The sequence below is a fragment of the Pantoea sp. R102 genome, assembly GCF_004916815.1.
In the GTDB taxonomy this organism is placed as follows: Bacteria; Pseudomonadota; Gammaproteobacteria; order Enterobacterales; family Enterobacteriaceae; genus Pantoea; species Pantoea dispersa.
Genome location: NZ_SDFT01000266.1, coordinates 1 through 2,082 on the forward strand (window position 1 = coordinate 1; position 2,082 = coordinate 2,082).

Consider the following 2,082-nt stretch of genomic DNA (forward strand, 5'->3'; position numbering starts at 1 on the left):
TGGGCTTTGCGCTGGCGGTCACTCACCCGCAGGCGGGCAACCTGGGCGGTGGCGGCTTTATGCTGCTGCGCACCGCTGCCGGCCGCACCACCGCCATTGATTTCCGCGAGATGGCGCCGGCGCGTGCCTCGCGCGATATGTTCCTGGATAAGCAGGGCAACGCGGATAGTAAGTTATCACTCACTTCTCATCTGGCTTCCGGCACGCCGGGCACCGTAGCCGGTTTTGCCCTGGCAGCGCAAAAGTACGGCACGCTGCCGCTCAGCACGCTGCTGGCGCCGGCGATCAAACTGGCGCGCGACGGCATCATCGTTAACGATGCGCTGGCTGACGATCTCGCTACCTACGGTAAAGAGAACCTGATCAACCACGACAACAGTCGCGCCATTTTCTACAAAGCCGACGGTCAGCCGTACCAGAAGGGCGATCGCCTGGTGCAGAAAAACCTCGCGCATAGCCTGCAGCTGATTGCTCAGCAGGGGCCGGATGCTTTCTACAAAGGCAAAATTGCCGATGAGATCGCTGCCGAAATGGCGCAGCACGGCGGACTGATTGGCAAGGCGGATCTGGCGGCCTACCGCGCAGTGGAACGCAAGCCGGTAAGCGGCAGCTACCGTGGCTACGAGGTGTTCTCCATGCCGCCACCGTCGTCCGGCGGCATTCATATCGTGCAGATCCTCAATATCCTGGAAAACTTCGACCTGGCGAAATGGGGCTTCGGCAGCGCGGACGCGATGCAGGTTATGGCCGAAGCGGAAAAATATGCCTACGCCGACCGCTCCGAGTATCTCGGCGATCCCGACTTCGTTAAAGTGCCGCAGCAAGCGCTGACCAGCAAAGCCTACGCCAAAACGCTGGCCCAGCAGATTGATGTCAACAAGGCGCGCCCCTCAGCCGACATCAAGCCCGGCAAGCTGGCACCGTACGAGAGCAATCAAACCACCCACTTCTCGGTGGTGGATAAAGACGGCAACGCGGTGGCGGTGACTTACACGCTGAATACCTACTTTGGCAGCGGCGTGGTGGCCGGTAACAGCGGCATTCTGATGAACAATGAAATGGATGATTTCTCCGCCAAGCCGGGCACGCCAAACGTCTATGGCCTGGTGGGCGGTGAGGCGAACGCGATTCAGCCGGCCAAACGTCCGCTGTCATCGATGTCGCCAACCATTGTGGCGAAAGACGGTAAAACCTGGCTGGTGACCGGCAGCCCGGGCGGCAGTCGGATTATCACCACCGTGCTGCAAATGGTGGTGAACAGTATCGATTTCGGCATGAACGTGGCGGAAGCCACCAATGCGCCGCGCTTCCACCATCAGTGGCTGCCGGATCAGCTGCGCGTCGAGAAGGGCTTCAGCCCGGATACGCTGCGTCTGCTGGAAGCAAAAGGTCAGCATGTCAAAGTGCTGCCGGCGATGGGCAGCACGCAGAGCATCATGATTGGCCCGGACGGCATGCGCTACGGCGCATCCGACCCACGCTCGGTGGATGATTTGAGTGCCGGGTATTAATCCAGGCTTTTAAAAAGAGCACCCTTAAGAGCGGGTGCCCTGCCTGATGCATACATTTCCGGTCGCCATAAATGGCGACCCTACAACGAGATGGAGACGTTTTTTGTAGGGGCGGATTCATGCGCACCGGCATATTTCTCCGGTCGCCATAAATGGTGCCCCTACAACGAGATGGAGACGTTTTTTGTAGGGGCGGATTCATGCGCACCGGCATATTTCTCCGGTCGCCATAAATGGCGACCCTACAACGAGATGGAGACGTTTTTTGTAGGGGCGGATTTATGCGTACCGGCATATTTCTCCGGTCGCCATAAATGGCGCCCCTTATATCCCGATCATTCTCCTCCGGGTATGATGATCCCCGACTGATCATCGGGAAGTTGCTGGTGAGATGGGGGCGCCCCCTGGGCATAAAGCCTGCTTCGTAGATTCATCCCCGGCAACTTAACTCCCGCCTTCAAGACCGGACGGTATCCTGTGCCCCGAGCACGCATCCATAAGGATGGTCATGGCGGTTTCCCTGTGCTGTTAAGGAGAATCTATGCAAACCCGTATGCCTGTCGGCATTGAT

1 protein-coding gene is annotated in these 2,082 nt (G+C 58.6%); it reads left to right on the top strand.

The window, feature by feature from the left end:
- Positions 1-1,511 (top strand): gamma-glutamyltransferase (gene ggt / locus ERD80_RS21330; protein ID WP_136548457.1); only part of this gene is annotated, 1,511 nt, incomplete at its 5' end.
- Between the last annotated feature and the right edge of the window lie 571 nt (positions 1,512-2,082).